Here is a 26698-nt window from a genome sequence, read left to right as displayed (position 1 = left end):
CTCGCGGACCTCAGGTGTGAAGAAGCGGGCGGGCTACTTCTTGTCGCCGCCCTTGCCGTTGTCGCCGCCGGCGCCCATGGAGTCGTAGATCTCCTTGCACATGGGGCACACCGGGTACTTCTTCGGATCGCGGCCGGGCACCCACACCTTGCCGCAGAGCGCCACGACGGGGGTGCCGTCGAGGGCGCTCGCCATGATCTTGTCCTTCTGGACGTAGTGGGCGAAGCGCTCGTGGTCGCCGTCACCGTGGGACACCTGTGGCGTCGGCTCTACGAGGGTCCCCGTACCAGTCCCGCGCTCGGGCTCGAGAGTGCTCATGACGCCAAGGGTACTGAAGCTCACACGCATCAGTTGAGCGAAGGGTCGTCCGGGTACGTGGCCACCATCGCGAGCTCGTTGCGCTGGCGGCGCAGCACCTCGCGCCACAGGCGTTCCGGGGCTGGGGACGAGACGTCGCCGGGCTCGGACTCCACGACGTACCAGGCGCCCTCGGTCAGTTCGTCCTCCAGCTGACCGGGGCCCCAGCCCGCGTACCCGGCGAAGATTCTCAAGGAGCCGAGGGCCGAGGCGAGCAGCTCCGGCGGGGCCTCCAGGTCGACCAGCCCGATCGCGCCGTGCACCCGGCGCCAGCCCAGCGGGGCGCCGTCCACGGTGGACCCGCCCGGGATGACGGCGACGCCGAGGGCCGAGTCCAGCGAGACCGGGCCGCCCTGGAAGACGACGCCGGGCTCGCCGGTCAGGTCGGCCCAGCCCTCCAGGATGTCGCCGACGTCCACCGGCGTGGGCCGGTTGAGGACCACACCGAGCGAGCCCTCCTCGTCGTGGTCGAGAAGGAGCACCACCGCGCGGTCGAAGTTCGGGTCCGCCAGGGCGGGCGTTGCCACGAGCAACCGCCCTGTGAGCGAGGACACCTCGGTCATGCCAGACATGATCCCGCATCTTCCCCGGGCGCGGGGAGGCAATCGGGGTAAGGGGGGTGATTGCAGCTCAGGGCGGAAAGAAGCATGCCGGGCGCACGGGGGACGCCGGTGACCCCATGTGCCCGATAGGGAACGGTTCGTGTTGTGACACAGCTATGACGTAGCTGGGCCGTCCCTGGGCTTACAGAAGGGGGGTGGGCGGCGATTACCCTTTCCCTTCTGGCCCTGCCCCACTCATCGGAACGCGAGATACATGACCGTCAACGGCTCTGACGATGTACTGCTTGTCCACGGCGGAACCCCGCTCGAGGGCGAGATCCGTGTCCGCGGTGCGAAGAACCTCGTACCGAAGGCCATGGTCGCCGCCCTGCTGGGCAGCTCGCCGAGTCGACTGCGTAACGTTCCGGACATCCGTGACGTGCGCGTCGTACGCGGCCTGCTGCAGCTGCACGGGGTGACGGTCCGTCCGGGCGAGGAGCCGGGCGAGCTGGTGATGGACCCGTCGCACGTCGAGAGCGCGAACGTCGCCGACATCGATGCCCACGCGGGTTCGAGCCGCATCCCGATCCTCTTCTGCGGTCCGCTGCTGCACCGGCTCGGGCACGCCTTCATCCCCGGTCTCGGCGGCTGCGACATCGGCGGCCGGCCGATCGACTTCCACTTCGAGGTGCTGCGGCAGTTCGGCGCGCGGATCGAGAAGCGGGCGGACGGCCAGTACCTGGAGGCCCCGCAGCGGCTGCGCGGTACGAAGATCCGGCTGCCGTACCCGTCCGTGGGCGCGACCGAGCAGGTGCTGCTGACGGCGGTGCTCGCCGAGGGCGTCACGGAACTCTCGAACGCGGCCGTGGAGCCGGAGATCGAGGACCTGATCTGCGTCCTGCAGAAGATGGGCGCCATCATCGCGATGGACACCGACCGCACCATCCGCGTCACCGGTGTGGACAAGCTCGGCGGCTACAACCACCGTGCCCTGCCGGACCGCCTGGAGGCCGCCTCCTGGGCGTCCGCCGCGCTGGCGACCGAGGGCAACATCTACGTCCGTGGGGCGCAGCAGCGGTCGATGATGACGTTCCTGAACACCTACCGGAAGGTGGGCGGGGCGTTCGAGATCGACGACCAGGGCATCCGGTTCTGGCACCCCGGCGGGCAGTTGAAGTCGATCGCGCTCGAAACGGACGTGCACCCGGGCTTCCAGACGGACTGGCAGCAGCCGCTCGTCGTCGCCCTGACCCAGGCGACCGGCCTCTCGATCATCCACGAGACGGTGTACGAGTCCCGGCTCGGCTTCACCTCCGCGCTGAACCAGATGGGTGCTCACATCCAGCTGTACCGCGAGTGCCTGGGCGGCTCCGACTGCCGCTTCGGCCAGCGCAACTTCCTGCACTCGGCGGTCGTCTCGGGCCCCACCAAGCTCCAGGGCGCCGACCTGGTCATCCCCGACCTCCGAGGCGGCTTCTCGTACCTGATCGCCGCCCTGGCGGCCCAGGGCACGTCCCGCGTCCACGGCATCGACCTCATCAACCGCGGCTACGAGAACTTCATGGAGAAGCTGGTGGAGCTCGGGGCCAAGGTGGAGTTGCCGGGCAAGGCACTCGGCTAGGAGTCAGCACGCCGATGGGGCGGTCACCCGGACTCGGGTGACCGCCCCATCGGCGTTACTGCAGCGCCCTGAAGGGGCGCGGGGAACTGCGCGACCAGCCACGGCGGGCCCGCAGTCGCCCACGGCGCCGAGCCATCACGGCGAACAGGCGGCTTACTTGCCCTTGGCCGCTTCCTTGAGCTTGGAGCCCGCCGAAACCTTGACGCTGTAGCCGGCCGGGATCTGGATCGGGTCGCCGGTCTGCGGGTTGCGCGCGGTGCGAGCGGCACGGTGGGTGCGCTCGAAGGTCAGGAAGCCGGGGATGGTGACCTTCTCGTCGCCCTTGGCGACGATCTCGCCGACGGTCTCGGCGAACGCGGCCAGAACGGCGTCGGCGTCCTTGCGGGTCACCTCGGCGCGGTCGGCCAGCGCGGCCACCAGCTCACTGCGGTTCATGTCGTTACTCCCGTGTTCTTCTTGCCGTTGGGGTGTGCCACGCGGCGGAGTCGCGCGAGGCACAGCGAAGCCGATGCGCTCGCGCCCAGGGACGCATCCTGCCCCTACCTGCTGCGGGAAAGCCAATCCGGCACCCGCTGGAGTCGTGAGAACACCCTTGGGTGTCACACGAAGAGAGGTCCCGAGCCTGGCCGACACGATAAACGCCGACCAGGAGAGCCGGGTTCCACGACGCGCCGATGCAAGGCCTTGCCGTGGTGATCCTCACAGCCTACGCACATCACCCTAGGACGCGGCAACCGCCTTCGCGGCATCCCGCACCGCACCCGCCACCGCGCCCGCGACCTTGTCGTTGAAGACGCTCGGGATGATGTAGTTCGGGTTCAGCTCGTCCTCGGTGACGACCTCCGCGAGGGCGCTCGCGGCGGCCAGCATCATGTCCGTGTTGACGGTGCGGGACTGGGCGTCCAGCAGGCCGCGGAAGACGCCCGGGAAGACCAGCACGTTGTTGATCTGGTTCGGGAAGTCGGAGCGGCCCGTCGCCACGACGGCGGCCGTCTGGCGGGCGATCGCCGGGTCCACCTCGGGGTCCGGGTTCGCGAGCGCGAACACGATCGCACCGTCCGCCATGGCCGCCACGTCGGTGCCGTCCAGGACGTTCGGGGCGGAGACGCCGATGAAGACGTCCGCTCCGCGAACGGCTTCCTTGAGCGTGCCGGTGAGGCCCTCGGGGTTGGTGTTGTCGGCGATCCAGCGCAGCGGCGAGTCGGCCGCGGCGCCCACCAGGTCCTCGCGGCCGGCGTGCACGACGCCGTGGATGTCGGCGACGACGGCGTTCTTCACGCCGGCGGCGAGCAGCAGCTTGAGGATGGCCGTACCGGCCGCGCCGGCGCCTGACATGACGACCCGGATGTTCTCAATTGCCTTGCCGGTGACGCGAAGTGCGTTCTTCAGGGCGGCGAGGACGACGATCGCGGTGCCGTGTTGGTCGTCGTGGAAGACGGGGATGTCGAGGGCCTCGCGCAGGCGGGCCTCGATCTCGAAGCAGCGCGGGGCGGAGATGTCTTCCAGGTTGATGCCGGCGAAGCCCGGGGCGATCGCCTTGACGATCTCGACGATCGCGTCGGTGTCCTGGGTGTCCAGGCACAGCGGCCAGGCGTCGATGCCGGCGAACCGCTTGAAGAGGGCCGCCTTGCCCTCCATCACGGGCAGCGCGGCCTTGGGGCCGATGTTGCCGAGGCCCAGCACGGCGGAGCCGTCCGTCACGACCGCAACGGAGTTGCGCTTGATGGTGAGGCGGCGGGCGTCCTCGGGGTTCTCGGCGATCGCCATGCAGACGCGGGCCACACCCGGCGTGTAGACCATGGACAGGTCGTCACGGTTGCGGATGGGGTGCTTGGACTGCATCTCGATCTTGCCGCCGAGGTGCATCAGGAACGTACGGTCGGAGACCTTGCCGAGGGTGACGCCCTCGATGCCGCGCAGCTTCTCGACGATCTCGTCCGCGTGCCCGGTGGAGGTGGCCGCGATGGTGACGTCGATCCGGAGCTTCTCGTGACCGGAAGCGGTGACGTCGAGGCCGGTCACCGAGCCTCCGGAGGACTCCACGGCGGTGGTGAGCTGCGAGACGGCGGTTCCGCTCGTGGGCACCTCCAGCCGGACCGTCATCGAGTAGGAGACGCTGGGCGCCGTTGCCATGGCCGACTTCCTCTTTCACCTTTGACGCTGGTATGCCGTCCGATGGTCGCACCTACCGACGAGTAGGCGTTAGTCGCGCAGGATTGCGAACGTTTTGTTCACGGCGGGGTCGACAGCGGAGTTCGCGGTGGAGAGGAGAAGGTGACACCGGCCCGCCATGCTCGCCTCGCGGCAAGTGGTCGCTCGTAGCGACGAAGGTTGGGCCCGGGGGCTTGGATCGGGCCGGTGTCACGTCAAGGCTAACAAACAGATCCCGTAAGGCCATTCCCGTACCGCTACTTCATCGGACATCCGCTTCTAATCCCGCAGCAGATCCGGTACGCCGCTGCCGTCCGGCTGGTCCCGGTCCGCCGACACGACCGTCAGCTGCTGCGTGGCCCGGGTCAGGGCGACGTACAGCACGCGCAGGCCGGCCGGGGACTCGTCCGCGATCTCCGCGGGCGAGACGACGACCGTGGCGTCGTACTCCAGGCCCTTCGCCTCCAGGCTGCCGAGCGCCACCACCCGGTCGCCGAGCCCGGCGAGCCACCGCGCGGCCTCCTCGCGCCGCTGCATGGCGACGACGACGCCGACGGTGCCGTCGACGAGGTCGAGCAGCCGGGCGGCCTCGGCGCGGACGGTCTCTCCCAGCGACTTCTGTACGACGGAGAAGCGCGGCTCGACGCCCGTCGACCGTACGGCCGACGGGGCCTTGGAGCCGGGCATGGCGAGGGCCAGGACCTTGGCGGCGAGTTCGGCGATCTCGGCCGGGTTGCGGTAGTTGACGGTGAGTTCGAAGCGGCGGCGGGGGCGGGTGCCGAGGGCCTCGTCGCGGGCCTCGGCCGCCTCGTCGGGGTCGGACCAGGAGGACTGGGCCGGGTCGCCGACGACCGTCCAGGTGGCGTGCCGGCCGCGGCGGCCGACCATGCGCCACTGCATCGGCGTGAGGTCCTGGGCCTCGTCGACGATGACGTGGGCGTACTCGGTGCGCTCCTGGGCGAGCCGCTCGGCGCGCTCGCGCTGCGACTCCTCGCGCACCGGCATCAGCTCCTCCAGGCCGGTGAGCTGGTCGAGCGGGTCCAGCTCGCGCCTCTTCCGCGGGCGGGCCGGGGTGCCGAGGATCGACTGGAGCTCGTCGAGCATGGCGATGTCGTGCACGGAGAGGCCGTCCCGCTTGAGCGAGCGGGCGACCCGGCGGACCTCGCCGGGATTCAGGATCCGGCGGGCCCAGCGGCCCAGGCGCCGCTCGTCGGCCATCGCGGCGAGCACGGCCCTCGGCGTCAGCTCGGGCCACCAGGCGTCGAGGAACGCGATGAAGGAGTCCTCGGAGGTGATGTCCTCGTCGAAGGAGGAGCGCAGCTCGGCGGCCAGCTCCGGGTCGGTGTGCCGGGTGGCGGCCCCGGACTGCGCCCACAGGGCGTCCAGGAGCAGCTTGCGGGCACGGGGGCGCAGCAGGTTGACGGGCGCGGTGCCGCCGAGGGCGCCCTGCCGGATGCGCGCCAGCTCGGCCGACTCCAGCTCCAGGCGGCGCCCGAAGGCGACGACGCGGAGGCGGGTGGGCGGGGCGGCAGGGGTCGTAACGGACTCGTCGTCGTCGCCGAAGGCGAGCTGGCCCGAGCCGTTGACACGGCCCGACGCGCTCGGGCCCGTGCCGCCGGACGGTCCCAGCTCAAGGGCTCCCCGCGCCGCCTTCCGCAGGACGCGCAGCATCCGGTACGAGCCCTTCGCGCGGGCCGTCGACGGGGAGTCGTACAGCGTGGCCTCCGCGCCGTCGACCAGCGAGCCGATCGCGCGGATGGCGACCTGGCCCTCCTCGCCGAGGGAGGGGAGCACGCCCTCGGTGTAGGCGACGAGGAGGGGGGTCGGGGAGACGATCAGGATGCCGCCGGAGTAGCGGCGGCGGTCCTGGTACAGGAGGTAGGCGGCGCGGTGCAGGGCGACGGCCGTCTTGCCGGTGCCGGGGCCGCCCTCGACGTACGTCACGGAGGCGGCGGGGGCCCGGATGACCAGGTCCTGCTCGGCCTGGATGGAGGCGACGATGTCCCGCATGGTGTGGCTGCGGGCCTGGCCGAGCGCGGCCATCAGGGCGCCGTCGCCGATGACGGCCAGCTCGTCGCCGTCGAGGAAGGCCTTGAGCTCGGGGCGCATCAGGTCGTCCTCGACGCCGAGGACCCGGCGCCCCTTGGAGCGGATCACCCGGCGTCGTACGACACGCCCGGGATCCACCGGAGTGGACCTGTAGAAGGGGGCCGCGGCGGGGGCCCGCCAGTCGATGACCAGGGGGGCGTACTCGCTGTCCAGGACGCCGATGCGGCCGATGTGGAGGGTCTCGGCGATGTCCGCCGTGCCGTCCTCCCGGACGGCCCCTTCGGCGGGTTCAACGGCGGTGTAGGCGCCGTCGGGGCCCTTCTTGCCGTCCTTGCCGAGGAGCAGGTCGATACGGCCGAAGAGGAAGTCCTCGAACTCGTTGTTGAGCCGGTTGAGATGGATGCCGGCCCGGAAGACCTGGGCGTCCCGCTCGGCGAGGGCGCCGGGTGTGCCGACCTGGCCGCGCTTGGCCGCGTCGTTCATCAGGAACTCCGCCTCGTGGATCTTCTCCTCGAGGCGCCGGTAGACCCGGTCCAGATGTTCCTGCTCGACGCTGATCTCTCGGTCGCGCACTGAGTCGTGATCCGAGCCGACCGCGGTTTCCTGTTGAGCCTGAGCGGCCACCGGGCCCCCTTCTGACGTGCTGGGCAGCCGTCAACCGTACGCGAAGGGGACCCGGTATAGCTACGAAAGCTACGCGTCGACCTGTACGAGCTTCTTCCCGTTGAACGTCATGACCTCGAAGTGGTCGATCTCGTTCGGGGTGAAGGCCGCGCCGCCGTGCACGTAGAGAGGTTCCCTGGCCTCTTCCGTCTTGCCGCTCGGGATGCCGTAACCCCAGTTCGGGACGGACCAAGAGGTCACCGTCTCGCGCTCGCCGTTCTTGCCGACGGCGATGAGGGAGCACTTGAGCGGGCCCTTGACGTTCTTCAGCTGGAGTACGGCGTGCGTGCCCCAGTCCTTCTTCTCGATGGCGACGGTCGCGCTGACATGGGTCGACGGGTCGGTCGCCGACGTCTTGTCGGTCATGACGTTGAAGGCCTGCTGGGCGGGCCCCATCGCCATGGTGCTGCCGCCGCTGTCGTCACCGCTGGTCGCCGCCCAGACGGCGAGCGGGCCGCCGGCGATGAGCGCGACGGAGGCGGCGAGGGCGAAGAAGTTGCGCCGGCTGCGGACCTTCCGCTTCTCGGCGACCTCGTCGACCAGCTTCTCCGCCAGCCGTGGGCTGGGCTTGGCGGACAGCGACTCGCCGATCGCGGGTGTACCGGAGCCCGGCAGGTCCGCGAGGGCGGCCAGCATCGGCTCCATGCCCGCCAGCTCGTCCAGCTGCTGGGCGCACCACTCGCAGGTGGCGAGGTGTGCTTCGAAGGCGGTCGCCTCGGCGTCGTCCAGGATGCCGAGGGCGTAGGCACCGACCGTCTCGTGCTCGCTCGGCCCCGGTGATCCCATCATGGGTCCAGACATACCCGACCCACCTGTGCCGAATCCCTGGTTTCCCCCGTAAACACTCATCACGCCGTCACCCCCCGCTCCTCCAGTGCCAGCTTCATCGACCGCAGGGCATAGAACACCCGAGACCGCACCGTGCCACTGGGAATGCCCAGCGTCTCGGCCGCCTCATTGACGGTACGCCCCTTGAAATACGTCTCGACGAGCACCTCCCGGTGGGCCGGGGTCAGGTCGTCCAGCGCGTCCGACAGCGTCATCAACCACAGCGCCTTGTCGATCTCGTCCTCCGCGGGGATGACCTCCAGCGGCGACGGATCGACCTCCTGCGGCCGGGCCTGCCGGCTGCGGTGGCCGTCGATGACGATGCGCCGAGCGACCGTCACCAGCCAGGGGCGTACCGATCCGGTCGCTCGATTGAGCTGACCGGCGTTCTTCCAGGCACGGATGAGCGTTTCCTGGACCACGTCCTCGGCACGCTGTCGGTCTCCGGCGACCAGCCGGAGTACGTACGCAAGGAGCGGTCCGGCGTGCTCTCGATACAGAGCACGCATCAGCTCCTCATCAGGTTCCGAGGGCTGGGACATGCGATGTCGGGCCCTCGATCCACGTTCATTGGCCACGACGGAATCCTTGCGCACGCCCACCTCCGATGTCCGGGGGTTCCCCCAGTCGGTCGCTCGTGGACAGGTACGGATGTGGCGCCCGTCATGTTCAAAGTGCGACGACAGTTTTCTTCGGAGTGACGTGATGAGAGGGACATGAGAGCACATTCCCACCGCGCGATCTTTACATTTCCGCCACATCGGCAAGATCGCGCCAGCTGACCGGGGCGCGACAACGGCAAACTGGATGTTGCCGAAATCACTCCGACAACAGGCAACCCCTGACCCCACAGAAGCGACATACCGGACAGTCAGACGCGGGCGAGTGCCGCCCGACGACGGTGCCGGGCCACCCTTTCGCGGTTCCCACAGACCTCACTGGAGCACCAGCGCCTCCTGCGTCCCCGGGACGAATCCACATAAACGATCGGGCAGTTGTCGCCCTCGCACTGCCGCAGACCCGCTCTCGCGACGGGGTCGGTGAGCAGTTCCACGGCGTCCCGCGCGATGGCCCCGAGCAGCTCCTCGCACCCCGGCGGACCGACCAACTCCCGCACCAGCGCCCCGTCCTCGCCACGCACGGCACGCGGGGCCGGCGGGGCGACCCGGGCGAGCTCGTTCACCCGCGCGAGCGCGATGTCGTACGACGGCCGGGGCGGGGTCGGCACCAACCCGCTCCGTACCAACTGGCCGATATATCCGCGCAGTTCGCGGAAGGAGACCAGCCAGGACGGATCGACGTGGGTGAGCGGGGTGCCGGACGGGACCAGTCCCGCGCCCACGATCCACGCGCCCAGCACCTCGACGGAGTCGAACCGTTCCTCGGGATGAGTGGTCGCGAGGAGGTCGAGACAGATCCGTCCCGCGTCGAACCGCAGCTCGTACGCGACCGTGGCCGTACCCAGTGCCATGTGCCTGTCACCGCCTGGGGCTGGAAACGCCTGGGGGCTGGAAAACCGTTCCTCTTACAGTGCCCGCCCGTGCGCGCGGCCGGAACCCCTCGGACCGGCGGCGGCTGCTGGACGACGGCTTATGCGGGCGCGCTTCTCGGCGATGTCCGGGGCGGGGTGTGGTCCGTTGACTTGAAGGCATGACAACCAACAGCAGGAGCACGGGAATCACCGGCAGCGGCAGGGGACTCGCCGACCGGGGCACGGGACTCGTACTGGGCGCGGCCACGGTCGCCATGGGCCTGATAGCCGGGGTCTTCTACATCTTCGCCTGCGCGATCATGCCCGCGCTGGCCCGCAGCGACGACCGGGTCTACGTCGAGGTGATGCGGAACATCAACGACGTGATCCAGAACCCGGTGTTCTTCCTGAGCTTCATGGGCGCGCTGCTGCTGACGGCCGTCTCGGCGTGGCAGCTGCGGGGGCAGCCGTACCGGTGGTGGGTGTGGGCGGCCGTGGCGGCGTACGGGCTGGGCTTCCTGGCGACGGTCGCCTTCAACATCCCGCTCAACGACGACCTGGCGAACGCGACCGATCCAACGGCGGCGCGGGAGCACTTCGAGGATGCGTGGGTGGCTTGGAACGGGGTGCGGGCGGTGACGTCGACGGTGGCGCTGGGGTGTTTGGCGCGGGCGCTGGTTCTTTACGGTGCGTTTCAGCGCCGGGCCGTGTCTTTCAGCCGGTCCGGCGTCTGAGGACGAGGCCGTTCAGGCCGAAAGCGGGGGGCTGGGGGCGGCAGCCCCCAGCCCCCTACACGTCCGCGTACTTCGCATCGGCGGCAGGGTCGAGCGCCAGCCGGTAACCCCGCTTGACCACCGTCTGGATCAGCTTCGGCGCACCCAGTGCCGTACGCAGCCGGGCCATCGCGGTCTCCACCGCGTGCTCGTCGCGCCCGGCCCCCGGCAGGGCCCGCAGCAGCTCGGCCCGGGCCACCACCCAGCCCGGCCGCCGCGACAGCGCGCGCAGCAGCGACATTCCGGCGGGCGGTACGGGTTTGAGGTCGCCGTCGACGAGGACCGCATGGCCGCGGATCTCCACCCGGTGCCCGGCGATGGGCAGCGCGCGGGCCCGCCCCGGCAGCTCCTGGCACAGCAGCTGCACCAGCGGCCCGAGCCGGAACCGCTCCGGCTGCACCGTGTCGACCCCGTGCGCCTGCAGGGGCAGCGCGGTCACCGGCCCGACACACGCGGGCAGCACGTCGTGGTGGAGCGCGGCGAGCAGCTCGGGCAGCAGCCCGCGCTCCTCGGCGCGGTTGAGCAGCGACGCCGCGGCCGGCGCGCTGGTGAAGGTCAGCGCGTCCAGCCCCCGCGACACCGCGGCGTCCAGCAGCCGGTCCACCGGCCCGATGTCCTCCGGCGGCATCCACCGGTACACCGGTACGCCGACCACCTCGGCCCCGGCGGCCCGCAGCGACTCCACGAACCCCGGCAGCGGTTCACCGTGCAGCTGTACGGCGACCCGGCGACCGTCAACGCCCTCCTCCAGGAGCCGGTCCAGCACCTCGGCCATGGACTCGCTGGACGGCGACCACTCCTCGGTCAGCCCGGCGGCCCGTATCGCGCCCTTGACCTTGGGACCGCGGGCGAGCAGCTCGACCCCCCGCAGCCGGTCCAGCAGCGCCTCGCCGAGCCCCCAGCCCTCGGCGGCCTCGACCCATCCGCGGAAACCGATGGCGGTGGTGGCCACCACCACGTCCGGCGCCTGGTCGATCAGGTCCTTCGTCGCCGCCAGCAGCTCGCTGTCGTCGGCGAGCGGCACGATCCGCAGGGCGGGTGCGTGCAGGACGGCGGCTCCCCGTCGCTGCAGCAGTGCGCCCAGTTCGTCGGCCCGGCGGGCGGCGGTCACCCCGACCGTGAATCCGGCGAGGGGCCCGTGCCGGCCGGGGTCCGGTTGCTGCTGCTGTTCGTCGTACATGGCTCTCGTCCCGGAAGAGTCGTCGTACCTGGTACCTGCAGTACGGCGGTACTGCCTGCATGCCGATCGAGCCTGTCAACGCTCCGTGACAGGCTCGGTTCGGCTCGATGTCGCCGGTGTTACGTCACACCTCGGCGTAGCTGAGCTGCGGCTTCGTCTCTGCGGCGGCTTCGGCCTCGGCCGTGGCTGCCGGGCGCCGAAGGTATACGGCCCAGGTCACCGCGAAGCACAGCGCGTAGAAGGCGAGGAAGACCACGAAGGCGCCGGTGCCGGAGCCGTTGGAGAGGAAGGACTGGCGGAAGGCGAGGTTGATACCGACACCGCCGAGCGCGCCGACCGCGCCGATGAGCCCCATGGAGGCTCCGGAGAGCCGGCGCCCGTAGGCCGCGGCCTCTTCGCCTTCCAGCCCCTTGGCGAGGGCCTTGGTCTGGAAGATGCCGGGGATCATCTTGAAGGTGGAGCCGTTGCCGAGCCCGCTGAGCACGAACAGCGCCACGAAGACGGTGACGAACAGCGGCAGCGACTTCTGCTCGCTGGCGTAGACCAGCCCGCCGGTCGCCGCGGCCATGGCGACGTAGTTGTAGAGGGAGATCTTCGCGCCGCCGTACTTGTCGGCGAGCCAGCCGCCGAGCGGCCGGATCAGCGAGCCGAGCAGCGGGCCGATGAAGGTGAGGTACGCGGCCTGCAGCGGCGTACGGCCGAACTGGACCTGGAGCACCTGCCCGAAGGCGAAGGCGTACCCGATGAACGAGCCGAACGTCCCGATGTAGAGGAACGACATGATCCAGGTGTGCGCGTCCCTCGCGGCGTCCTTGGCGGCACCGGTGTCGTTCTTCACGGTCGCGAGGTTGTCCATGTAGAGCGCGGCGAGGACGGCGGCGACGACGATCAGCGGGATGTAGATCCCGAGCAGCACGCGCGGTCCGCCGCTGGCACCGATGACGGCCAGGGCGACGAGCTGGATGACCGGCACGCCGATGTTTCCGCCGCCGGCGTTGAGGCCGAGCGCCCACCCCTTCTTCCTGAGCGGGAAGAAGGCGTTGATGTTGGTCATGGAGGAGGCGAAGTTGCCGCCGCCGACGCCGGCCAGCAGGCCGACCCAGAGGAAGGTGTCGAAGGAGGTCCCGGGCTTCATCACGGCGAAGGCGGCGATGGTCGGGATGAGAAGCAGGCCGGCCGAGATGATCGTCCAGTTGCGCCCGCCGAAGATGGCGACGGCGAAGGTGTAGGGGACGCGGACCACGGCGCCGACCAGCGTCACCATGGACGTCAGCATGAACTTGTCGGCCGGGGTGAGCCCGTACTCGGGACCCATGAAGAGCACCAGCACGGACCAGAGGGTCCAGATCGAGAACCCGATGTGCTCGGAGAGGACGGAGAAGAACAGATTGCGCCGGGCGATCTTCTCCCCACCCTCTTTCCAGAAGGTCTCGTCCTCGGGATCCCACTGCTGGATCCACTTGCCAGCGGCTGTCATGACGCCTCCACGGTGCTCCGGGGCTCGGTCGTGCTCGGGGACAGATGAGCGGTGATGAGTCCCGAAGGTAGGGAGGCGTCGTTTCCGCCCTGTGGCACCGGGTGACCGGAAGGGAACGTTGCTCTCACCCCGGCCGGGGGCGGGATGAGAGGTAGTGCGTCGGTACGTTACGAACATCTCCCCGGCGGGAGCAGCCGGCTGTGATCCTGCGGATCAGCCCTTCCGCCGCCCCCCACCCCGCCGAGCCCCGTCCGGCCACAGCCGTGGGCTCCGTTGCGCCGCGATGTCCTCGATCCAGCCGAACGCCAGGATCACCAGACCGATCAGCGGCCACACCAGGAAGAACATCCACAGCATGTACGTGGAGTCCAGCGCGCCCACCGCGCGGTCGCTCTGCATGAACGGGAGGTCGTAGGCACGGTCGATGATCGGGACCGTGGCCATGATCAGCATGTTGTGCCAGAGGTAGATCGTGACCGCGCGGTTGTTGGAGAGGGTCACCAGCCTGTCCCACTTCGCCAGACGGCCAGGGAGTTCCTGCCAGGACGGGGAGTACTGGAGCAGGATCACCACGAAGCCGAAGCTCCATGTCGCCTGGGCCAGCGGGATGTCGTTCAGGTCCCAGCCGTCGGGGCCCAGATGGCCCGACGCCCACCACAGGCCGAACGCCATCAGCAGCGCCGAGCACGAGACGGCGACATAGCGCGGGATGCGTTGCAGTACGCCCTCGTGATGGGCGAAGCCCAGGACCCAGCAGCCGCCGTACACCGCGAAGTCGGTGACCGCGTTTCCGGTCTCGCCGGGGATGGAGACCAGGCCCGTGCCGACGATCGCCGTAAGCCCCAGCGGAGCCAGCAGCGTTGCCCATGGCATCCGGCGGAACGCCCACAGCAGCAGCGGGGACGCCACCACGAACCACAGATAGGCACGCAGGTACCACAGCGGCCCGCACGCCTGGACCGCCCAAGTGTCCTCAAGGAGGCCCGACTTGGAGCCGATGTGCCAGGGGAAGGGCGGGGCGCCGATCGGGATCACGTAGTTGATCAGGTCGACCACGCCCCACGTGCCGCCGTGGTCGGGGTCCTTCACCGGGTTCCAGCCACCCGCGAACATCAGCGCCAGCGCCACCGCGCTGAACGCCCAGAGGGGAGGCAGCAGCCTCCTCACTCTCCCTCTGATCACACCCAGGGCCGGGCGGTTCAGCGAGCGTGCCATCAGCGAGCCCGCCAGCGCGAACATCACGCCCATGGAAGGGAAGAGGACCGTCAGCCACGCCCAGCCGAAGAGGTGGTAGACGACCACGCGGACCAGGGCGATCGAGCGGAGGAGGTCCAGGTAGCGGTCCCGGCCGCCCGGCTTCCTCACGCCGGCGGCCGGTTCGGGGACGCGTTGCCGCGGGATGCCGTATGCCGGCGTCGACTCCGGTGCTCCGGTCGTGTAGCCGTGCGTCATGCCACGGGCCTCCGATCACTGCTGCTGTTGCGCGCCCGCTGGCGCGGCACCGCACCGCCCGGCGCCTCCACGACCCCCGTGCGGCGCAGCTTCTGCCAGCGCAGGCGGCCGCCGGTGAGTGCCGTGATCCAGGACTGGAGCAGCACGACGTACATGAGCTGGCGGTAGAGGATCTGCTGGAGCGGGAGGGATATGAGGTGGGTCATGCGCTCGCGGTCGAGGCGGAACGCGTACGCCGCGCAGGTCGCCTGGATCGCCAGTACGCCCAGCCAGGCCACGATCGTCTTCTGCGTCGGGCCGAAGACCACCCCGTAGAGAAGGAACACGTCGATCAGGGGGGCCAGGAGCGGGGCCACCACCATGAAGAGCGAGACCAGCGGGAGGCCCACCCGGCCGAAGCGGCCCGACGGGCCCCCCTCCACCAGGGCGCGGCGGTGCTTCCAGATCGCCTGCATCGTGCCGTACGACCAGCGGTAGCGCTGGGACCACAGCTGCTGGACCGACTCGGGGGCCTCGGTCCAGGCGCGGGCCTTCTCGGCGTACACCACCCGCCAGCCGTCCCGGTGCATCGCCATCGTGATGTCGGTGTCCTCGGCGAGGGTGTCGTCGCTCATGCCGCCGACCCGCTCCAGCGCCGACCGGCGGAAAGCTCCTACCGCGCCGGGGATCGTCGGCATGCAGCGCAGGATGTCGTACATACGGCGGTCGAGGTTGAAGCCCATCACGTACTCGATGTGCTGCCAGGCGCCGATGAGCGAGTCGCGGTTGCCGACCTTCGCGTTGCCGGCGACGGCGCCCACGCTCGGGTCGCCGAAGGGCTGGACGAGTTCGCGGACCGTGGCCGGTTCGAAGACGGTGTCGCCGTCCATCATCACGATGATGTCGTAACGGGCGTTCGCCAGACCGCGGTTGAGGGCGGCGGGCTTGCCCGCGTTGAGCTGGCGGACCACCCGGACGTTCGGCAGCCCCATCGCCTCGACGATCCGCGCCGTGCCGTCGCTCGAACCGTCGTCGACGACGATCACCTCGACCGGGTGCTCGCTGGCCATGAGGGAACGGACCGTGTTCTCGATGCATTTGGCCTCGTTGTACGCCGGGACGAGCACCGACACCGGTTCGGTCACCGGCGGGCCCCAGCGGAAGCCGCGGCGCCGCACGCGGCGGGCGTGGACGCCGGAGAGCAGGAACATCAGCACGAAGCGGGCGATCACCAGCGCGCCGACCACCGAGAGGCCGACCACCATCACGCTCGTGACGCCGTCGGAGGCCCCGACCAGGAAGATCCAGGCCTTGCCCTTCCACAGCTCGACGCCGGAGACCTTGGTCAGCGCGCTGGGCGCGTCCAGGGCCTCGGTGAGGTTGTCGAACTCGTATCCCTGCTTCTGCAGCATCGGCAGGAACCTGTCCAGCGCCTGCACGGTCTGGTGGCGGTCGCCGCCGGAGTCGTGCATCAGGACGATCGCGCCCTTGCCGCCGTGCGGGGTGGCCCGGCGGATGATCTCGTGCACGCCCGGCTTGCGCCAGTCCTCGCTGTCGGTGTTGTTGACGACGGTCAGATAGCCCTTGGTGCCGATGTACCGCGTCACCGGCCAGGACTTGTCGTCCATGGCGTCGGCGAAGGACGAGTACGGCGGCCGGAAGATCGAGCTGCGGATGCCGGCCGCGCCCGCGAGCGCCAGCTGGTTCTGGGACAGCTCCCAGTCGATGCGCTTCTTGGACTGGTAGGAGAGGTCGGGGTGGTTGAAGGTGTGCAGGCCCACCTCGTGCCCCTCGGCCACCATCCGCCGGACCAGCTCGGGGTGGCGGGAGGTCATCGTGCCGGTGACGAAGAACACGGCGTGGGCGTGGTGCTTCTTCAGCACGTCCAGGACCTTCGGGGTCCAGGTCGGGTCCGGGCCGTCGTCGAAGGTGAGGACCAGGCGGTGGTCCGGCACCCTGATGCTGGTGGTCTTCCCGCTGCGGGTGTCGATGACCGGGCCGCCGTCGAGGATCTTCTGCGGCACCTTGTCGGTGGCGGCCTCGGGTCGGACGCGGTGGTCGGCGAGGATCTCGCTGTGCACGTAGCCGCGCAGCATCAGCATCGCCATCAGGGCGACGAGAACGAGGCTGGGCAGCAGCAGACGCATGGGCACGCGGCGGCGCGGCGAGCCGTCACGGGCTCGGGGCGCGGGTCCATGACGGCGGGTGCGGGATGCCATCAGAGGAGCTTCTCCGGGGACGGGGAGGCGCGCGAGGCGCCGGTCACGACCGGGGCCTCGGCGAGCGGACTGGGGTGGCGCGGGCCGTCGGCGACCGTGCCGGTGCCGGGCCCGGCCGCGGACTCGGTCGGGGTGACCGGGCTCTCGCTGGGGCTGGGGTCGGGCGTGGGCGTCGTCGGGTCGGCCGACGTCGACGGGCCGGGGTCGACCGCGCCGGTGCCGGGCTGGGTCGAGGTCTTCGTCGCCGTCGGCTCGGGGGCGGTGGACGCGCCGGTGCCGCGCGAGCCGGCCGTCGCGCCCGGCGCGGTGCCACTGGCGCCCGGCGAGGTCGTCGTACCGGCGCCGGCGCTCGGCGTCGCCCCGGGCGAGACTCCGGCGCTGTCCGAGGGCAGGGCGGAATCCGTGGGCGGTGTGGAGGGCTCGACCTGCCCGGCCGGCTGCTCGTCCTTCTGCCCCGGCACGGGCAGCCAGGGCGCGTCCGAGCTCCCGGACAGCAGGGTTACGACGATGACGACGGCGTAGACCGCACACGCCATGGCGATGGCGATGCCCAGGCGGCGGAAGCGGCGGCTGCGGCGGCCGGACGCGTCGACGAACACCGGCCCGTCGCCGCCGTCGGCCGCGCCGCCCTCGGCCTTGCGCAGCCGCAGATCCTCCTGGAGGCCGACCGCGTCGAGCTGGACGGTCACCTCGTGCGGGTCATGGGTGTGCTCCGGGTCGGCGGACGCCGCCCAGGGGTCGCGAGGAGCCTCGCGGAACGTTCCGTTCGCCCGGAACGCGTCCCACCCGGTGTCCGGATCCGACCGGTCGGCGCCCGCCTGGGCGGCCTTCCTCTTCGTATCCTCCGTCACCGGAACGACCTGGGTGTCCGATGCGAGATCGGGCCATTCCGGTTGGGCGTCTTCCCGCCACTTTTCCATGCGCACGTACATCCCCCCACGGGACAGATCCGGGTGCGCACACGACTCCGAGCACTCGTCGCCGAACCTGGCCCCCACCAGGCTCCAGCGCCCCCTTCGGCACAGCGTGCTCGGGCCACGAATGTAGCGCACAGGGAGGTTCTGTGTTTGAGATGTGTCAGTTGTGCGGTCGAACGAGCTCTCGATCGATGGCCGGAATCCATCCACCGGCCGGCCGCCGCAGCCATCCCTCCGCCGCCGAGAGTTCGCGTGCGGCCCTTCGAAGCGCGTCGAATCCGGGGTGGACCAGCCCCTTCCGCCACACAAGTGACACCGGCGACAAAGGCACAGGGTCGATCAAGGGCCGCAGCACCGCCCGGGGCATGGCCGGAAAGTCCACCACGGCGAGGATCGGGGTCCGCAGCTTGGCCATGATCCGCTCGAACTCCTCGTCGCCGACGGCCAGCGGCGCGGGCGGTGCGATCTCGATGCCCCGCCCGTCGAACAGACTGCGGGCGAGGTCCGTCCACTCCGGTGTACGGGGGTTTCCGGCGCCGGCGTACACCGTCTCGCCGGCCAGCGCGGCGAGCGGCACCGCGGTCAGGGGCGCCAGCCGGTGGTCCTCGGGCAGGACGACGGCCATCGGTTCGTAGCGGACGGGCTGGTGGTCGAGGCGGCCGCGCAGCGCCGGGTCCAGGCCCGCGAACCGGCCGAACGACGCGTCGAGGCGCCCGGCCACCAGCTCCTCCGCCGCGCCGGTCAGGCCGCTCTCGTAGCGGGCCATCAGCTCGTGTTCGGGGGCGAGTTCACGGGCCCGGAGCAGGACGCGGCGGGCGGTGACCGCGCCCCGGTAGTTGAGGTCGACCAGCAGCGGTCGGGCCTGCCCGAAGGCGCCGAGCAGCTCGTCCTGCGCCGCGAGCACCCGCCGCGCGTAAGGCAGCAGCCGCTCGCCGTCGGCCGTGAGGGTCACCTGCCGGGTCGACCGCACGAACAGCTCGGCCCCCAACTCCCGCTCCAGCCGCCGCACATCCCGGCTGAGGGCCTGCTGGGCGACATAGAGCCGGGCCGCGGCACGCGTGAAGTGCAGCTCCTCGGCGACGGTGACGAAGGCGCGCAGGAGGCGGGGGTCGAGGTCACGGGGTGCGGGCATCCGGAGAACCTACACCGCGCATTGACAACCGAGATGCGTGAATCGGTACGGAGAAGGTGTTGGACCGCTTGATCGTCCGCGGGCGACGGTGGTGTCCATGCCGCAACCGACGCCCAGAAAGCCCCTGTTGTTCACGGTGACCGCCGACGCCGTCGTCGCCGTCGACTTCAACGCCCGTACCGGCAACCGCCCTCCCGGCCCCTACCGCCGCCTCTTCACCACCCCCGGCGCCCGCGCCTTCACCCTCGGGAACCTCCTCGCCCGCCTCCCCATGGGCATGTTCGGCGTGAGCGCGGTCGTGATGATCGCCGGGGCGCGCGGCTCGTACGCGCTGGCCGGTGCCGTCACCGCGACCGGCCTCGCGGCGACCGCGCTGGTCGCGCCCTGGACCGCGCGGCTCGTCGACCGGCACGGGCAGGCGCGGATCGCCGTACCGGCGACGGTGATCGCCGCGCTCGGCTCGCTCGCCCTTCTGCTCTGCGTGCACTACGACGCCCCGGCCTGGACCCTGTTCGCCTCGTACGCCGCCACCGCGACCACCCCCAACACCGGCGGCATGTCCCGCGCCCGCTGGAACCATCTCCTCAAGGGCGACGACCGCGCGCTGCACACCGCGAACTCCTTCGAACAGGCCGCCGACGAGCTGTGCTTCATGCTGGGCCCGGTGCTCGCGGCCTTCCTGTGCGGGACGTTCTTCCCGGAGGCGGGCACGCTGGTCGGGGCGGTGCTGCTGCTGACCGGCATGCTGCTGTTCGCCGCGCAGCGCTCGACCGAGCCGCCGCCGCACGCCCGTACCGCCGCCGGATCCCCTTTCCGGGCGCCGGGGATCCCGTCGCTGCTCGCCGTCTGCCTGGCCATGGGCGCGGTGTTCGGGTCGATGGAGGTCGTGACGATCGCGTTCGCGGACACGCAGGGGCACCGCTCGGCGGCGGGGGTCGTGCTGGCGCTGCAGGCGGGCGGTTCGTGCGCTGCGGGGCTGCTGTTCGGCGCGCTGCGGCCCTCTGGTTCCGCCGCGGCCCGGCTGCCCTGGTGCATCGCGGCGATGACGGCCCTGCTGACCCTGCCCCTGCTCGCCGCCGCCCGCACCGGCTCGCTCGCGCTCCTCGCGCTCACCCTGCTCGTGGCCGGCATGGCCACCGCCCCGACGATGGTCACCACGATGACGCTGGTCCAGCAGCGCACCCCGGAGGCCCGCCTCAACGAGGGCATGACCCTGGCGGTGACCGGCCTGCTCGGCGGCATCGCGGCGGGCTCGGCGACCGGCGGCGCGCTGGTGGACCGCCTCTCACCGGCCGCCGGTTTCGGAGTACCGGTGACGGCCGCGGCCGTGGCGCTGATGACCGCCCTGGTCCAGCAGGCGGCAACGGATCAGGACAGCAATTCCCGTCCGATGCATTGACGGGCCCACAGCCCGCACATACCTTCCTCCGTCGAAGCGCTTCGACGCCACGCATCGAATCGATTCGATGAATCGATCACCGGCGCGTGACGCTCCGATACCCACCCGGCTCTCCTGGAGGCAGGGATGTTGACGGCACGAAGGCGTGTGACGACGGTCACGGCGGCGCTCCTGGGCGGAGCGCTGCTGCTGACCGCCTGCGGCGGCTCGGACAGCGGGTCCTCCGACGCCAAGACGCTCAAGCTCTGGCACTACGAGGGCCCCGACAGCGCGATGGGCGTGGCCTGGAACGAGGCGATCAAGGAGTTCGAGGCCAAGCATCCGGGCGTGAAGGTGAAGTTCGAGGAGAAGGGCTTCGAGCAGATCCAGAAGACCGCGCCCATGATCCTCAACTCCTCGGACGCGCCCGACATCATGGAGTACAACAAGGGCAACGCGACCGCGGGCACCCTCTCCAAACAGGGCCTGCTGACCGATCTGACCGCCGAGGCGACCAAGCGCGGCTGGGACAAGAAGCTCAGCGCGGGCGTGGCCACGACCAGCATGTACGACGCGGGCGGCGTGATGGGCTCCGGCAAGTGGTACGGCGTGCCCAACTACGCCGAGTACACGATGGTCTACTACAACAAGGACCTCTTCAAGAAGTACGGGATCGCCGAGCCGAAGACCTTCGACGAACTCACCGCCGCCATGGACAAGTTCGTCGCCAAGGGCGTCACCCCGCTCGCCAACTCCGGCGCCGAGTACATGGCCCAGCAGTACCTCTACCAGCTCGCGCTCTCCAAGGCCGACCGCTCCTGGGTCGACAAGTACGAGCTGTACAAGGGCAAGACGGACTTCCACGACGCGGCCTGGACGTACGGCGCGACCACCTTCGCCGACTGGGTGAAGAAGGGCTACATCAGCAAGAAGTCGACCAGCACCAAGGCCGAGGACGCGGGCGTCTCCTGGATCCAGGGCAAGGCGCCGATCCTGTTCTCCGGCAGCTGGTGGTACGGCCGCTTCCAGTCCGAGGCCAAGTTCGACTGGGACACCACGCTGTGGCCCGACTCGAACCTCACCCTCGGCTCCGGCGGCAACATCTGGGTGGTCCCGAAGAACGCCAAGAACAAGGACCTGGCGTACGACTTCATCGACATCACCATGTCGAAGAAGATCCAGAACCTGCTCGGCAACAAGGGCGGCATCCCGGTCGCCGCCGACACCAGCGCGATCACGGACCCGAAGTCCAAGGAGCTGATCGCCAACTTCAACACCGTCAGCCAGCGCGACGGCCTCGCCTTCTACCCGGACTGGCCGGTCAACGGCTTCTACGACACCCTCGTCTCCGAGACCCAGAAGCTGATCACGGGCAGTGAGAAACCGGACGCCTATCTGTCCAACCTCCAGCAGGCGTACGACAAGGGCGCTCCGAAGCAATGACGGTCACCGTCGAACGGGGTGCGCGGGCCGTCGGCAAGCACCCGCACGCCGGCCCGCGCCGCCCCCGTAACCGCGACTCGTACGCCCTGTTCCTGCTCCCCGGCGTCCTCGCCTTCACGGCGATCATCATCGTCCCGTTCCTGATGAACACGGGCGTGAGCTTCACCGAGTGGCAGGGCATCGGCAGCCCGAAGTGGACCGGTCTCGCCAACTACCGTGAGCTGCTGGACGATGCGGAGTTCTGGGCGTCCTTCCGGCACAGCCTGTTCATGGTCGTCGCCATGGCCGCCGTACCGACGGTGATCGGTCTGGTGCTGGCCGCCGCCCTGTTCGACTACATCGGCAAGCACTTCGGTTCTAAGTGGGCCGCGGTGCTCCGCGCCTGCTTCTACCTCCCGCAGGTGCTGCCGATCGCGGTGGCCGGCATCGTCTGGAGCTGGATCCTGGCGCCGGACAACGGCTCGCTCAACGAGCTGCTGAAAGCGGTCGGGTTGGGCTCCTGGCAGCAGGACTGGCTCGGCGACCCGGACATCGCGTTGTACAGCGTCATGGGGGTCATGGTCTGGGTGCAGATCGGCTTCCCGTTGGTCGTCTTCATGGCCGGACTCCAGCGCGTGGACCCGCAGTTGTACGAGGCGGCGGAGCTGGACGGGGCCGGCTGGTGGCGGCGCTTCTGGCACATCACGCTGCCGCAGATCCGCCCGGAGATCTACGTCGTGCTGACCTGGTGCACGATCGCCGCGCTCAAGGTGTTCGGCGCGGTGTACGTGCTGACCAAGGGCGGCCCGGGCGGCGCGACGGACGTGCCCTCCTACTTCTCCTTCTCCACGTTCTTCGAGAAGACGCAGGTCGGGTACGGCGCCGCGATCTCCACCGTCCTCACCGTGATCATCCTGGCGCTCTCCCTCGTCCTGCTGAAACTCCAGACCCGCGACGAGGAAGGGGCCCGCGCATGACCACCGCCCTGCGCCGCTACCCGGTGCTGATCGCCCTGTGCATCGCGGCCCTCTTCATGGTCGTCCCGTTCCTGATCGTGGCCGTGAACGCGGTCAAGTCCCCGGCGGAGTACTCCGAGCACGGCCCGCTGAGCCTCCCCCAGGGCCTCTACCTGGACGGTCTCAAGGACTTCTGGGACCGGGTCGACTACGGCCAGAAGCTCTTCAACTCGGCGCTGATCAGCGGCTCGGTGGCGCTGCTCGCCGTGGTCCTGTCCGTCCTCAACGCGTACGCGATCGGCATCGGCCGGATCAAGGGCCGCACCTGGGTGCTCGCCTTCTTCGTCCTCGCCAACATGCTGCCGCAGGAGGCGCTGGTCTACCCGATCTACTACCTGAGCAAGCAAGTGGGCCTGTACGACACGAGGTTGAGCGTGATCATCGTCTTCACGGTGATCCAGGCGGCCTTCGGCACGTATCTGCTCTCGTCGGTGCTCGGCCAGTTCCCGCGCGAGATCATCGAGGCGGCGAAAATCGACGGCGCCAACAAGTGGCAGGTGCTGTGGCGGATCGTCGTCCCGGTCAGCCGCCCGACCATCGGCGTGCTCCTGGTCTTCTTCTTCATCTGGACCTGGAACGAGTTCCTGCTCCCCCTGGTCATGCTGATCTCCAACGACAACCAGACGGTGTCGGTGGCCCTCGGCGTCCTCCAGGGCCAGCGCCTGATGGACGCCACGATGACCAACGCGGCGGCCCTGCTGGGCGTGCTCCCGGCGATCGTGTTCTTCCTCGTCTTCCAGCGGACGCTCACCCGCGGCATCGCCGTGGGAGCCGTGAAGTAAGGACCCCCCACATGAAGTTCACCGATGGTTACTGGCTGCTGCGCGAGGGCGTCACCGCGGCCCACCCCGTCGAGGTGCTCGACGTCACCGCCGCGGAAGGCGCGCTGGAGATCCACGCGCCGACGCAGCCCATCCGGCACCGCGGCGACCTGCTGAAGGGACCGGTCGTGACGATCAGCGCGCACACCCCGATGCCGGACGTCATCGGCCTCACCTTCACCCACTTCGAGGGCGAGCAGCCGCGCGGGCCCGAATTCGAGGTCGCGCAGGAGGAGTTCGCGGCTCACACGGAGTACGACGAGGAGCACGCCACCCTCACCTCCGGCGCGCTGTCGGTCAAGGTCGCCCGCACCGGCACCTGGCACGTCGACTTCCTCGCCCACGGCCGCACCCTGACCTCCAGCGGCCCCAAGGGCATGGGCATCATGCGGGACGCCACGAACGGCGCCCACTACCTGCGCGAGCAGCTGAACCTCGGCGTCGGCACCTCGGTCTACGGCCTCGGCGAGCGCTTCGGCCCGCTGGTCAAGAACGGCCAGGTCGTCGACATCTGGAACGCCGACGGCGGCACGGCCACCGAACAGGCCTACAAGAACGTCCCGTTCTATCTGACGGACGCGGGCTACGGCGTCTTCGTCGACCACCCGGGCAAGGTGAGCTTCGAGGTCGCCTCGGAGGCGGTCTCGCGGGTCCAGTTCAGCGCGGAGACCCAGGAGTTGACGTACTACGTCATCTACGGCCCCACCCCCAAGGACATCCTCCGCAAGTACACGGCCCTCACCGGCCGCCCTGCCCTGCCGCCCGCCTGGTCCTTCGGCCTGTGGCTGTCGACCTCCTTCACCACCTCGTACGACGAGGAGACGGTGACCTCGTTCATCGAGGGCATGCGGGAGCGGCAACTCCCTCTTTCCGTCTTCCACTTCGACTGCTTCTGGATGCGCGAGTTCAACTGGTGCGACTTCCAGTGGGACCCGCGGGTGTTCCCCGACCCGGAGGGCATGCTCTCCCGGCTGAAGGCGCGCGGCCTGCACGTGTGCGTGTGGATCAACCCGTACATCGCCCAGCGCTCCCCGCTGTTCGCGGAGGGCAAGGCGCTCGGGCATCTGCTGAAGCGGCCCGACGGGAGCGTCTGGCAGTGGGACATGTGGCAACCCGGCATGGCCCTGGTCGACTTCACCAGCCCGGCCGCCCGCGACTGGTACGCGGCCAAGCTGGAGGCGCTGCTCGGGCAGGGCGTCGACTGCTTCAAGACCGACTTCGGCGAGCGGGTCCCGACCGACGTGGCCTGGTCCGACGGCTCCGACCCGGAGCGGATGCACAACTACTACACGTACCTCTACAACCGCACCGTCTTCGACGTGCTGCGCAAGCACCGCGGCGAGGGCGAGGCCGTGGTGTTCGGGCGGTCGGCGACGGCGGGCAGCCAGAAGTTCCCGGTGCACTGGGGCGGGGACTGCGAGGCCACCTACGAGTCGATGGCGGAGTCGCTGCGCGGCGGGCTGTCCCTCGGGCTGTCCGGCTTCGGCTACTGGAGCCACGACATCGGCGGCTTCGAGGGCACCCCGACACCGGAGCTGTTCAAACGGTGGATCGCCTTCGGCCTGCTGTCCTCCCACAGCCGGCTGCACGGCAGCTCCTCGTACCGCGTGCCGTGGCTCTTCGACGAGGAATCCGTGGACGTGCTCCGGCAGTTCACCCGGATCAAGCTCAGCCTCATGCCGTACCTGTACGAGGCCGCGCGCACCGCCCACGCCGAGGGTGTGCCGATGATGCGGGCGATGGTGCTGGAGTTCCCGGACGACCCCGGGTGCGCGCATCTGGAGCGGCAGTACATGCTGGGCCCGGATCTGCTGGTGGCGCCGGTGTTCTCCGACGAGGGGGACGTCGACTACTACGTGCCCGAGGGGACCTGGACCCACTTCCTGAGCGGGCGGACCGTGACCGGGCCGCGCTGGGTGCGCGAGCGCCACGGCTTCCTGAGCGTGCCGCTGCTGGTGCGGCCGGGCGCGGTGATCCCGGTGGGTGCCGTGCACGACCGGCCCGACTACGACCATGCCGACGGGGTGACCCTGCGGGCGTACGGCCTGGAGCGCGGCGCGCAGGTGACGGTGCCGGTCGGGGACGTGAGCTTCACCGTCGTACGCGAAGGGGACACCCTGCGGGCCTCGTGCAGTGATCCGGTGGCCGGGTGGGGCCTGGCGGCCGGGGAGCGGACCGTGCGGGCGCAGGCCGGGACCGGGTTCCTCTCGCTGGAGCTGGGCTGATGGTGAAGATCACGGATGTGGCGCGGCACGCCGGGGTCTCCCCCAGCACCGTGTCCTACGCGCTCAGCGGCAAGCGCCCGATCTCCGAGGAGACCCGGCAGCGGGTCGAGGCCGCCATCCTGGAGCTCGGCTACCGCCCGCACGCCGGCGCCCGCGCCCTGGCCAGCAGTAGGTCGAACGTCCTGGCGCTGGTGATCCCCTTACGGACCGGCATCCACGTCCCGGTGGTCATGCAGTTCGCGGTGTCCGTCGTGACGACCGCGCGCCGGTACGACCATGACGTGCTGCTCCTCACCCAGGAGGAGGGCGAGGACGGACTGCGCCGGGTCGCCGACACCGCGCTTGTGGACGCGCTGATCGTGATGGACGTCCAACTGCACGATCCCCGGCTGCCGTTGCTGCGCTCGCTGGACCGGCCGTCGGTGATGATCGGGTTCCCGGCCGAGCCGTCCGGGCTGACCTGCATCGACCTGGACTTCAAGGCGGCCGGCGAGGCGTGCGTGGAGCATCTGGCGCGGCTTGGACACCGGGTGGTGGCGCTGGTGGGGTCCCCGCCGGAGGTCTATGTGCGCGGGACGGCGTTCGCCCAGCGGGTGGTGCAGGGCTTCACGGCCGCCGCCGACCGCAGCGGGCTGTCCTCCTCCGTCCACCCCTGCGAGGCCTCGCCGGGGGCCGCCCGGCTGGTCGCCGAGCAACTGCTGCGCGAGCAGCCCGCGTTGACCGGGGTCGTCGTCCACAACGAGGCGATCCTGGAGCCGCTGATCGACGCCTTCGAGCAGCTCGGGCTGCGGGTCCCCGGCGACCTCTCGGTCACCGCCATCTGCCCCGACGAACTCGCCGAGACCGTCCGTGTCCCCGTCACCTCGGTCGCCCTGCCCTCGGCCGAGGTGGGCGAACGGGCCGTACAGCTGCTGATGAAGAAGCTGGGCGGCACCGCCGTACCGGAGGCGACGCTGCTGCCGCCCCGGATGACGGAGCGGGCGAGCACGGCACCGCGCAACGCCTGAACAACTCGTATGTGCAAG

General features: G+C 70.1%; 22 protein-coding genes. 8 read left to right on the top strand and 14 right to left on the bottom strand.

Going from position 1 to position 26698, the window contains the following annotated elements; genetic code table 11:
• Nucleotides 1-33: 33 nt before the first annotated feature.
• Together ABZ848_RS32950 and ABZ848_RS32945 are read right to left on the bottom strand one after the other, a co-directional pair.
• Nucleotides 34-318, bottom strand: a complete 285-nt coding sequence (locus ABZ848_RS32950; RefSeq protein ID WP_360837840.1) for a DUF3039 domain-containing protein — start codon at nucleotides 316-318, stop codon at nucleotides 34-36.
• Nucleotides 319-347: 29 nt separating this feature from the next.
• Nucleotides 348-920, bottom strand: a complete 573-nt coding sequence (locus tag ABZ848_RS32945; RefSeq protein WP_360837839.1) for a YqgE/AlgH family protein — start codon at nucleotides 918-920, stop codon at nucleotides 348-350.
• Between the two features lie 253 nt (nucleotides 921-1173).
• On the opposite strand from ABZ848_RS32945, the gene murA reads away from it, so the two are divergent.
• Entirely contained in the window at nucleotides 1174-2520 is a 1347-nt protein-coding gene (gene murA / locus ABZ848_RS32940; RefSeq protein ID WP_360837837.1) for a UDP-N-acetylglucosamine 1-carboxyvinyltransferase, read from the top strand.
• A 153-nt stretch (nucleotides 2521-2673) separates the two neighbouring features.
• Here the strand turns inward: murA and ABZ848_RS32935 are convergent, their stop codons facing one another.
• The 6 genes from ABZ848_RS32935 to ABZ848_RS32910 form a co-directional block, all read right to left on the bottom strand.
• Nucleotides 2674-2955, bottom strand: coding sequence for an HU family DNA-binding protein (locus ABZ848_RS32935; RefSeq protein ID WP_007382399.1), 282 nt, complete (start codon nucleotides 2953-2955; stop codon nucleotides 2674-2676).
• Nucleotides 2956-3240: 285 nt separating this feature from the next.
• Entirely contained in the window at nucleotides 3241-4653 is a 1413-nt protein-coding gene (locus ABZ848_RS32930; protein ID WP_360837835.1) for an NAD-dependent malic enzyme, read from the bottom strand.
• A 297-nt stretch (nucleotides 4654-4950) separates the two neighbouring features.
• Nucleotides 4951-7344, bottom strand: a complete 2394-nt coding sequence (locus tag ABZ848_RS32925; RefSeq protein WP_360837834.1) for a UvrD-helicase domain-containing protein — start codon at nucleotides 7342-7344, stop codon at nucleotides 4951-4953.
• Between the two features lie 69 nt (nucleotides 7345-7413).
• Entirely contained in the window at nucleotides 7414-8184 is a 771-nt protein-coding gene (locus ABZ848_RS32920) for a zf-HC2 domain-containing protein (RefSeq protein ID WP_360837833.1), read from the bottom strand.
• Between the two features lie 47 nt (nucleotides 8185-8231).
• Complete coding sequence (locus ABZ848_RS32915) at nucleotides 8232-8753, bottom strand: sigma-70 family RNA polymerase sigma factor (protein ID WP_010039908.1); 522 nt, start codon at nucleotides 8751-8753, stop codon at nucleotides 8232-8234.
• Nucleotides 8754-9082: 329 nt separating this feature from the next.
• The gene (locus ABZ848_RS32910; RefSeq protein ID WP_360837831.1) at nucleotides 9083-9682 is read right to left on the bottom strand and encodes an ABATE domain-containing protein; all 600 of its coding nucleotides are present in this window, start codon (nucleotides 9680-9682) and stop codon (nucleotides 9083-9085) included.
• A gap of 179 nt (nucleotides 9683-9861) precedes the next feature.
• On the opposite strand from ABZ848_RS32910, the gene ABZ848_RS32905 reads away from it, so the two are divergent.
• Nucleotides 9862-10416 (top strand): anthrone oxygenase family protein, encoded by a 555-nt coding sequence (locus ABZ848_RS32905; RefSeq protein ID WP_360837830.1) that lies wholly within the window; start codon nucleotides 9862-9864, stop codon nucleotides 10414-10416.
• A gap of 55 nt (nucleotides 10417-10471) precedes the next feature.
• Here the strand turns inward: ABZ848_RS32905 and ABZ848_RS32900 are convergent, their stop codons facing one another.
• The 6 genes from ABZ848_RS32900 to ABZ848_RS32875 all read right to left on the bottom strand — a co-directional run bounded on the left by ABZ848_RS32900 (nucleotide 10472) and on the right by ABZ848_RS32875 (nucleotide 18811).
• Nucleotides 10472-11635, bottom strand: a complete 1164-nt coding sequence (locus ABZ848_RS32900; RefSeq protein WP_360837828.1) for a uroporphyrinogen-III synthase — start codon at nucleotides 11633-11635, stop codon at nucleotides 10472-10474.
• Between the two features lie 124 nt (nucleotides 11636-11759).
• Nucleotides 11760-13112, bottom strand: a complete 1353-nt coding sequence (locus tag ABZ848_RS32895; RefSeq protein ID WP_360837826.1) for a nitrate/nitrite transporter — start codon at nucleotides 13110-13112, stop codon at nucleotides 11760-11762.
• A 213-nt stretch (nucleotides 13113-13325) separates the two neighbouring features.
• Nucleotides 13326-14564: an acyltransferase gene (locus ABZ848_RS32890; RefSeq protein ID WP_360837824.1), complete on the bottom strand. Its 1239-nt coding sequence runs from the start codon at nucleotides 14562-14564 to the stop codon at nucleotides 13326-13328.
• Complete coding sequence (locus ABZ848_RS32885; RefSeq protein WP_360837822.1) at nucleotides 14561-16762, bottom strand: glycosyltransferase; 2202 nt, start codon at nucleotides 16760-16762, stop codon at nucleotides 14561-14563. The genes ABZ848_RS32890 and ABZ848_RS32885 overlap by 4 nt, the downstream gene beginning before the upstream one ends.
• Nucleotides 16762-17613, bottom strand: a complete 852-nt coding sequence (locus ABZ848_RS32880) for a hypothetical protein (protein ID WP_360837821.1) — start codon at nucleotides 17611-17613, stop codon at nucleotides 16762-16764. Before ABZ848_RS32880 ends, ABZ848_RS32885 begins: the two co-directional genes overlap by 1 nt.
• 226 nt (nucleotides 17614-17839) lie before the next feature.
• The gene (locus tag ABZ848_RS32875) at nucleotides 17840-18811 is read right to left on the bottom strand and encodes a LysR family transcriptional regulator (RefSeq protein ID WP_360837820.1); all 972 of its coding nucleotides are present in this window, start codon (nucleotides 18809-18811) and stop codon (nucleotides 17840-17842) included.
• A gap of 97 nt (nucleotides 18812-18908) precedes the next feature.
• Between ABZ848_RS32875 and ABZ848_RS32870 the strand changes: the two genes are divergently transcribed.
• From ABZ848_RS32870 to ABZ848_RS32845, 6 genes are all read left to right on the top strand, one after another.
• Nucleotides 18909-20210 carry an MFS transporter gene (locus ABZ848_RS32870; protein ID WP_360837818.1) on the top strand — a complete coding sequence of 434 codons (1302 nt, stop codon included), beginning with the start codon at nucleotides 18909-18911 and terminating at the stop codon, nucleotides 20208-20210.
• A 126-nt stretch (nucleotides 20211-20336) separates the two neighbouring features.
• Nucleotides 20337-21632 carry an extracellular solute-binding protein gene (locus tag ABZ848_RS32865; RefSeq protein ID WP_360837816.1) on the top strand — a complete coding sequence of 432 codons (1296 nt, stop codon included), beginning with the start codon at nucleotides 20337-20339 and terminating at the stop codon, nucleotides 21630-21632.
• Nucleotides 21629-22588 (top strand): sugar ABC transporter permease, encoded by a 960-nt coding sequence (locus ABZ848_RS32860; protein ID WP_360837814.1) that lies wholly within the window; start codon nucleotides 21629-21631, stop codon nucleotides 22586-22588. Before ABZ848_RS32865 ends, ABZ848_RS32860 begins: the two co-directional genes overlap by 4 nt.
• Nucleotides 22585-23409, top strand: a complete 825-nt coding sequence (locus tag ABZ848_RS32855; RefSeq protein WP_360837813.1) for a carbohydrate ABC transporter permease — start codon at nucleotides 22585-22587, stop codon at nucleotides 23407-23409. The genes ABZ848_RS32860 and ABZ848_RS32855 overlap by 4 nt, the downstream gene beginning before the upstream one ends.
• Nucleotides 23410-23420: 11 nt before the next feature.
• Nucleotides 23421-25673, top strand: coding sequence for an alpha-xylosidase (yicI, locus tag ABZ848_RS32850; protein ID WP_360837811.1), 2253 nt, complete (start codon nucleotides 23421-23423; stop codon nucleotides 25671-25673).
• The gene (locus ABZ848_RS32845; RefSeq protein WP_360837809.1) at nucleotides 25673-26680 is read left to right on the top strand and encodes a LacI family DNA-binding transcriptional regulator; all 1008 of its coding nucleotides are present in this window, start codon (nucleotides 25673-25675) and stop codon (nucleotides 26678-26680) included. The genes yicI and ABZ848_RS32845 overlap by 1 nt, the downstream gene beginning before the upstream one ends.
• Nucleotides 26681-26698: the final 18 nt, after the last annotated feature.

This window comes from Streptomyces sp. NPDC047081 (assembly GCF_040643775.1).
Lineage (GTDB): Bacteria > Actinomycetota > Actinomycetes > Streptomycetales > Streptomycetaceae > Streptomyces.
Note: the sequence above shows the minus strand (reverse complement) of the source record. Positions and strands in the feature narration are given on the sequence as shown.

Bases quoted from the DNA above. Each gene is read 5' to 3' on its own strand.
- ABZ848_RS32905 (WP_360837830.1), top strand. From the start codon at position 9,862: ATGACAACCAACAGCAGGAGCACGGGAATCACCGGCAGCGGCAGGGGA.
- yicI (WP_360837811.1), top strand. From the start codon at position 23,421: ATGAAGTTCACCGATGGTTACTGGCTGCTGCGCGAGGGCGTCACCGCG.
- ABZ848_RS32915 (WP_010039908.1), bottom strand. From the start codon at position 8,753: ATGTCCCAGCCCTCGGAACCTGATGAGGAGCTGATGCGTGCTCTGTAT.
- ABZ848_RS32900 (WP_360837828.1), bottom strand. From the start codon at position 11,635: ATGTACGACGAACAGCAGCAGCAACCGGACCCCGGCCGGCACGGGCCC.
- ABZ848_RS32865 (WP_360837816.1), top strand. From the start codon at position 20,337: ATGTTGACGGCACGAAGGCGTGTGACGACGGTCACGGCGGCGCTCCTG.
- ABZ848_RS32890 (WP_360837824.1), bottom strand. From the start codon at position 14,564: ATGACGCACGGCTACACGACCGGAGCACCGGAGTCGACGCCGGCATAC.
- ABZ848_RS32895 (WP_360837826.1), bottom strand. From the start codon at position 13,112: ATGACAGCCGCTGGCAAGTGGATCCAGCAGTGGGATCCCGAGGACGAG.
- ABZ848_RS32945 (WP_360837839.1), bottom strand. From the start codon at position 920: ATGACCGAGGTGTCCTCGCTCACAGGGCGGTTGCTCGTGGCAACGCCC.
- murA (WP_360837837.1), top strand. From the start codon at position 1,174: ATGACCGTCAACGGCTCTGACGATGTACTGCTTGTCCACGGCGGAACC.
- ABZ848_RS32855 (WP_360837813.1), top strand. From the start codon at position 22,585: ATGACCACCGCCCTGCGCCGCTACCCGGTGCTGATCGCCCTGTGCATC.
- ABZ848_RS32845 (WP_360837809.1), top strand. From the start codon at position 25,673: ATGGTGAAGATCACGGATGTGGCGCGGCACGCCGGGGTCTCCCCCAGC.
- ABZ848_RS32920 (WP_360837833.1), bottom strand. From the start codon at position 8,184: ATGTCTGGACCCATGATGGGATCACCGGGGCCGAGCGAGCACGAGACG.
- ABZ848_RS32870 (WP_360837818.1), top strand. From the start codon at position 18,909: ATGCCGCAACCGACGCCCAGAAAGCCCCTGTTGTTCACGGTGACCGCC.
- ABZ848_RS32950 (WP_360837840.1), bottom strand. From the start codon at position 318: ATGAGCACTCTCGAGCCCGAGCGCGGGACTGGTACGGGGACCCTCGTA.
- ABZ848_RS32875 (WP_360837820.1), bottom strand. From the start codon at position 18,811: ATGCCCGCACCCCGTGACCTCGACCCCCGCCTCCTGCGCGCCTTCGTC.
- ABZ848_RS32930 (WP_360837835.1), bottom strand. From the start codon at position 4,653: ATGGCAACGGCGCCCAGCGTCTCCTACTCGATGACGGTCCGGCTGGAG.
- ABZ848_RS32885 (WP_360837822.1), bottom strand. From the start codon at position 16,762: ATGGCATCCCGCACCCGCCGTCATGGACCCGCGCCCCGAGCCCGTGAC.
- ABZ848_RS32860 (WP_360837814.1), top strand. From the start codon at position 21,629: ATGACGGTCACCGTCGAACGGGGTGCGCGGGCCGTCGGCAAGCACCCG.
- ABZ848_RS32935 (WP_007382399.1), bottom strand. From the start codon at position 2,955: ATGAACCGCAGTGAGCTGGTGGCCGCGCTGGCCGACCGCGCCGAGGTG.
- ABZ848_RS32910 (WP_360837831.1), bottom strand. From the start codon at position 9,682: ATGGCACTGGGTACGGCCACGGTCGCGTACGAGCTGCGGTTCGACGCG.